Origin of the sequence: Hyalangium sp., from assembly GCF_035629615.1 — a bacterium.
GTDB lineage: Bacteria > Myxococcota > Myxococcia > Myxococcales > Myxococcaceae > Hyalangium.
In genome coordinates this window covers 1-5807 of the sequence record NZ_DASPHO010000541.1, presented here as the reverse complement: position 1 = coordinate 5807, position 5807 = coordinate 1, and the positions used below count along the sequence as shown (strand labels likewise).

General features: G+C 65.4%; 5 protein-coding genes and 1 pseudogene. 3 read left to right on the top strand and 3 right to left on the bottom strand.

The genetic code is table 11. The annotated features are described in order from the left end of the window. Positions 1-196: pseudogene (locus VD972_RS27425) on the top strand (metal ABC transporter permease); the annotation flags it as partial. A gap of 273 nt (positions 197-469) precedes the next feature. Here VD972_RS27425 and VD972_RS27420 read toward each other — a convergent pair. Continuing rightward, complete coding sequence (locus VD972_RS27420) at positions 470-1117, bottom strand: DoxX family protein (protein ID WP_324991704.1); 648 nt, start codon at positions 1115-1117, stop codon at positions 470-472. 710 nt (positions 1118-1827) lie between these two features. Here VD972_RS27420 and VD972_RS27415 point away from each other — a divergent pair. Continuing rightward, the gene (locus VD972_RS27415) at positions 1828-2634 is read left to right on the top strand and encodes a hypothetical protein (RefSeq protein WP_324991703.1); all 807 of its coding nucleotides are present in this window, start codon (positions 1828-1830) and stop codon (positions 2632-2634) included. Positions 2635-2834: 200 nt separating this feature from the next. Here VD972_RS27415 and VD972_RS27410 read toward each other — a convergent pair whose 3' ends face one another. Continuing rightward, the gene (locus VD972_RS27410; RefSeq protein WP_324991702.1) at positions 2835-3965 is read right to left on the bottom strand and encodes a hypothetical protein; all 1131 of its coding nucleotides are present in this window, start codon (positions 3963-3965) and stop codon (positions 2835-2837) included. Between the two features lie 180 nt (positions 3966-4145). Then, on the bottom strand, positions 4146-4880 hold the full coding sequence (locus tag VD972_RS27405) for a tetratricopeptide repeat protein (RefSeq protein ID WP_324991701.1): 735 nt from the start codon (positions 4878-4880) through the stop codon (positions 4146-4148). Between the two features lie 168 nt (positions 4881-5048). Between VD972_RS27405 and VD972_RS27400 the strand changes: the two genes are divergently transcribed. Next, positions 5049-5807: hypothetical protein (locus VD972_RS27400; RefSeq protein ID WP_324991700.1), on the top strand; the 759-nt coding region annotated here is incomplete at its 3' end.

The following is a 5807-nucleotide window of genomic DNA, read 5'->3' as shown; positions in this document are numbered from 1 at the left end:
GGCGCTGGCCTCCTTGCGCTGCACGCGCATCGTCATCGCCCACCGACTGAGCACGGTGGTGGACGCGGATCTCATCCTGGTGATGGACGAGGGCCAGCTCGTCGAGTCCGGACGCCACGAGGAGCTGCTCTTGCGCCGAGGCGCCTACGCGCAGCTGGTCCGCGCACAGCTCGAGAAGACCGGCCGTCTGGAGTGAGCGCATTGCTGGAGGCGGCCTGAGGTATCCCCTCATATGAGCCCGAAGACTCCGCAGAACAAGGGCTGCTGCGTGACGAGTTGAGCGAAGCGCTCGAGGCGGAGCTCTCCGAGGTGCTCACTTCAGAAGTACGGTCGCATTCGTTGAACCTGCAGCTTCTGTCGAGAAGGTCGAGCGACCCGACGATGCCGTGGCTCCGCTGCAATCAGCAGTGCGGAGGTCACTCGAAGGTAACGGAGACCATGAGCCGGAGCGTACCTCACGTGCTCCGGCTCACCTCATGCCGGGGAGCATCTTCCAGGCGCGGGCGGTGAACGGCCAGGAATGGGCGACCAGGTACCGCGAGGCCAGGGGCCTCCACAGCAGCAGCATGCTGATGAGCAGCAGCATGAGCTCCAGCGGAAACCTCCAGAACTGGGTGGTGACAGGGACGCCGTTCAGCAACACCGGGTTGCCCATCAGGTTGGGCACCCCCACCGTGACGAGGGCCACGATCATGTCCCCCGTGAGCGGGAGGGCACACAGGCGTGTGAGGAGAGCGGAGGCGGGCAGGAAAGGGCTGAGCACCAGCCCCACGCCGCAGAGCATCTCCACCAGGCACACCATATAGGCATTGAGCAGCGGGAAGGGGACTCCCACGGCCTCCAGATACAGAGCGAAGCCGGTGGGCCCCGTCGGTAGGGACACCGCCGTCGTGCCGAGCGCGATGGTGTCAAATAACTTCACGTACCCGAAAGTGAAGAAGAAGAACCCCGCCACCAGCCGGAGCATCATCCGGAGGGAGCTGTCCGCGGGCCTCAGCAGGCGCAGCGCGCGGGCCTCAGCAGGAGCGGAGCCAGCAACACTGAGTGCAGGGACGAGCGGATTCTCCAGGAAGCGCGAGGGCAGCATGGGGAACTCCGCTTTGCTCAGAGACTTCATGAGACACCTCCTGAAGTGAAATCATGGGAACGACCACTTACGTTCCATGGCCCTGTGCAACGCTGGAGCCAGCCCGCCCTCACGCGTAAACCCTTCGGAATTCTTGAAACGGAGCCCCTGGAGCCTGTGCCGACGCGACAGGCGCTGAGACGCGCGCGCGCACTCCACATGTCCTGGAACGCGACAAACCACTTAGGAGCCACAGGTGGGACAGCAGCGCATTCACGCTGAGTCCCCTAAGCTCTCTCCCCTCCATGGAGCACGACACGGTGCGGGCGATCGCCGAGTTCGTCGGACAGGTGATCTGGGCGATGACTCCGGAAGGTGAGCTCATGGACGACAGTCCCAGCTCGCGCGCACTCACGGGGCAGTCGTGGGAGGAGGCCCAGGGGCGCGGGTGGATGGACACGGTCCACCCCCGAGGATCGCGACCAAGGCTTCGTAGCGTCGGCACAGACTCCAGATGCTGGTGCGGTCCAGCCCGAAGTGCTCGGCCAGTTCCTGCACCATGGGGGCGCACTGTCGTGGCACTCGGCCCTCTTGCACTCGTCGGCTGCCCTCCTCTGCCTCTCTGCTAGAGCGTGGCGCCTCATTTTTCTGAGGGAAGGAGCCTCGCTCTGTGGGGGTCCAGCGGCGCAGTGCTCTGGAACTCCGGCGCTTTGCAGCTCGGCACGGTGTTTGCTGACGACCGGCGCAGGAGGCAACAAAGGATGAAGCGGATCTCAGCAAGCTGGGCCCGGGGCATCGCCCTGGTGGGGTTCCTCGGAGCCGCGGGCCCGTCATGGGCGTGTTCCATCGCGCTCTGGTACCACGTCGTTCCTGCGTCGCAGCAGACGGATGTGCCCCTCAATGCCCACGTGAGCCTGTTGGTCATCAGGAACCCGGCCTCCTCGTTCACCTGGGTGCACGAGAACTCGAATGGCTCGGTGGAGGATGTCCCCTTCACCCTCTCGTGGCGGCCAGGGAATGGGACGCACGAGAACGTCGAGCTCGTCCCGGACGCTCCCCTCGCGGCGAACTCCCAATATCGGATCGAGTTGAAACAGCAAGGCGGCGACCCCATCACCCTCAGCTCTTTCACCACCGGCAATTCACAGGATGGGACTCCGCCTGCGGTCCCCTCGGTCACGGTCGGGAAGATCGTCCCCTATGTTCCGCCCGAGGAAGCCAGCGGCGCGGAGTGCTTCGTGGGGACCGGCTTCGCCCGGCTCACGGCCAGCAGCGAAGGCGCGGCAACGTACCTCCTGCATGAGGGCGAGACTCTCCTGGCTGCGGGGCTCCCTGCGGACGCGAGTCTGGCGTTCTCGTGTCCCGCCGCTGATCGAGAGATTCGGGCCACGCTGACTGCGGTCGATCTCGCTGGCAACATGTCCGAGCCCGTTCCGGTCACCTTCGAGCAGCGCTGCTCACGCAGCTCGCGCCTGGGTGGGTGCAGCACCTCGGGCAGCGCGGGAGGCCTGATGCTGGCAGCCCTGGCTTGGCTAGCGATGACAAGGCCGAGCCGAAAAACGGGATGAACGAAACGGCTCCCCCGAGGTTCACTGCCGCTCCCACCCGGAGGGACTCGACACGTTCTCTGGACGCCATGGGCTGCTCGTACCTCCAGCAGGTCACCGTTGCGTCAGCGAGCCGAACTTAGACGCCTCGGATGGAGGCGGCGAGAATCGAAGCCGCCTCCCACGAGAGAGGCTGGAGTCATGCAGCGGATACCGAGCTCCTATTCGCTGCGCAGCTTGACCTTGCCGATGGCTCGCCTGCAGGCATCAGCAACGAAGTAGTCCTTGACGAAGACACCCGAGTCCTCAGGGCGCTCCACCACCGCATAGCTGGTGTCGGTTTCAGCCACGATCTTGAGCTTGCTCAGATGGGACTTGTCGCCCAGCTGCGCAAGCGTCTCGCAACCTTCAGCGCGGAAAGCCGGGACGTCACTTGCCAAGAGCTGCACTGCGAGGGGCGTGCTCTCTTTGCAATCCGTCGACTGGAAGTACAACATCATGGCGTTCACGACCGGAGCCTTCGCACCCTGCGACGCCGCAACGAGGGGCTTGCAAAGATCCGTGCGCTTCGTCTCGAGCAGCCAATGGGTGATGTGGTTGGCGGCGTACTGGCCGTGCTCCGCACCGAGATATTTCGATCCGGAGTGCTCCTGCGTGTATTTCTCGAACGTGGTGAACAAAGCAGGCCCGGCTTCTTTCTCCGCCGTGAGTAACACCTGGGTCCCGTAGCCGTTGACGCCGGCGTCGCCGATGTGCGCGAGGCCCTCGAAGATCATCTTGCCTTCGCCGCACCTGGCCAAGGCGCCCACCACACGGCCGAGCTCTTCCGCTGTTGCTTTGTCCGACGCGAGAAAATCGTTTCGGGCTTTGCCGACGCGGTCGGCGAGCGTGGAGCAGTCTGGAGTGGCGAGGTCAGCAAAGGTCCCCTGGGTCTTCAAGGTGCGGCAGGCGTCATCGTATTTGTCTTGCTCGCACATGAGCTGCAGGTGCGCTCGATCGTTACGCTTCACCGCCAGACGCAGCATGGCAGGGCATGCCGTGTTGTAATGGCTGCCAAAGAGTTCGCCTCGCTTGCCGCAGAGAGGCTTCAAGAACTCCGCGTCGTCTTGAGTCTCTGCGATGCGGATGGCGGCTTCACAGGCATCGCCGTGGTAGTTGGCGATGTCGCTGTTGATGGGAGTGGTCTTGTTGCAGAGGTCCTTGAGCTTCGGATAGTCCTCGGCTTTGATCGCTGCCTTCACCTCCTCGGGTGTTGCACCACCGCCACCGAGTGAGGTGCCCAGTTGCTTGAACGTGACGCAACCTACCGAAAGGCTGAGCGCGGCCAGACCGAACAACAGACGAGAATTCATGATGCAACAAGTCCTTTCAGCGAGCAGAGGGCTCGCGCACGAATGCGAAGCGTCGTGGTCATGGGGTGCTGGAGGTATTTGGGCGTCAATGTGGGACGGGCGGCGAGCGTGCCCCCTCACAATCCATGACGCAGGGTCCGGGAACTTGTCGCATGGGCGCTGCTCGAAGGGTGTTGCCGCCTATGAGCTCGAGCTGGAGGAGGAGGTGTCCTGGAGCCCCTGGCGCAGCAAGTCCAGGAGCTCGGGCGGGTCCCCCTCGCGAAAGCAGGAGAGCCCCGCCTCGAAGTCGGCGCGCGCTCCCGCGGTGTCCCCCAGTCGGGCGCGCAGCACTCCCCGATCCCGCAGCAACTCCGGGTCCACCGACTCCTCCTGCTCCGAGGCGAGTGCGTCGGTGAGATCCTGGATGGCCTCCTCCAGCCGGCCCAGCTGAGCCCGCGCCTGCGCGCGCTGCTGAAGCAGCCAGGGGTTGCCAGCGTCCTCGGCCAGGACCCGTGTCCAGTCGCGCTCGGCTTCGGCGTGCTGGTCGAGCGCTCGCAGGGACTCGGCACGCTTCACGTAGAGGATGAGCAGCTTGCGGTGCCCTACGGACTCCACCGTGTTGAAGTCGGCCACCGCCTCCGCATGACGGCCCAGCCGGGCGAGCGTGAGGGCCCGCTGGAGCCGCGTGGTGAGGTGACCTGGCGCCAGCTCCAGGACGCGCTCGAACCAGGGGAGTGCCTCCGCGGGAGCACGCCCCCAGATGCCGAGCGTCAACCCCATCTCCAGCAGCACACGCACCTGGGTCGGGTGGTCCTCGGCGAGCTGCCGGATACGGGCAAGCGCCATCTCGTAGCGCCCACTGCGCCGCAGGCGATCGACCTCGCGAAGCTGCCCGGACAGCTCCGGCAGCCACGGTGTGCGTCCCTTGCGCTCCATCCCTCGCGTCCTCCGTCAACGGCATCCTGTCGGGTGACAGGCTCGAGGGGAAGGCGGAAGCCCCAGGCTCCCGAAAGAACAGGTCTGGTCCATCCGCTCGCTGGCATGGGGCGGGTGTCTTGAAGGAGCAGCGCGGCCGTGTGAAGCTGCTGGCCTCAGCAGCGAGGCGTGGACATGCTTGCGCAGGCGGAAGTGGACTCATCCCAGCAGATCCTCGCGCTGCAGGGCGTGATCCGAGACGGGCTCGAGAGCCACCACACGCTCCAGGGCACTTGTGCCTTTCGCTTCGCTCATGACGAGCGGCTGAACTTCTCCGTCCACCTCGACATGGGGCGCGTCGAGTTCACGCCCGGCCTCGCGGATGGGGCGAAGGCCACGGTGACGATGCAAGCCTCCGCCCTCGACTTCATCCTCGCCTCGGAGGGGCAGATCGACTTTCGCGACCCGGCCCTGGCCGAGAACTTGAAAGTGGAGGGAGAGACCGAGTTCTACCTCCTGCTGGCGCACAGCTGGCTGAGGCCCGCGGCCGACGAGCTTCAGGTGCTCGCCCAGGCAGAGGAGACGTCACGCCAGCGGCAGCAGGAGGCGGGCCCGCTCGAGCAGCTGGAGCGGCTCGCAGCACCGTCCGAGGCCGAGGTGATGAGGCGGATCCAGGCCGGCATTCCGTTCATCATCACGGGCCTCGCACCTCCCAGGCTCAGGGGCATGAGGCTGGCAGAGTTCGGGAGCGCCTTCGGGCACGTGAGGCTCACCCTGGCAGGAGAGGGCGAGCCAGTGCCCCTGGCCTTGCTCCTCTCACGAATCGCCCAGAGAAAGGGCGGCGAGCTCTACACGCGTGGCACGGTCATGCCCGCGGAGCTCGAGCCTTATTTTCCTCCGGTGTACTTTGCCAGCAGCATGAGTGTCTCGCAGCTCTGGCTCGGGGCC

Bases quoted from the DNA above. Each gene is read 5' to 3' on its own strand.
- VD972_RS27420 (WP_324991704.1), bottom strand. From the start codon at position 1,117: ATGAAGTCTCTGAGCAAAGCGGAGTTCCCCATGCTGCCCTCGCGCTTC.
- VD972_RS27415 (WP_324991703.1), top strand. From the start codon at position 1,828: ATGAAGCGGATCTCAGCAAGCTGGGCCCGGGGCATCGCCCTGGTGGGG.
- VD972_RS27410 (WP_324991702.1), bottom strand. From the start codon at position 3,965: ATGAATTCTCGTCTGTTGTTCGGTCTGGCCGCGCTCAGCCTTTCGGTA.
- VD972_RS27405 (WP_324991701.1), bottom strand. From the start codon at position 4,880: ATGGAGCGCAAGGGACGCACACCGTGGCTGCCGGAGCTGTCCGGGCAG.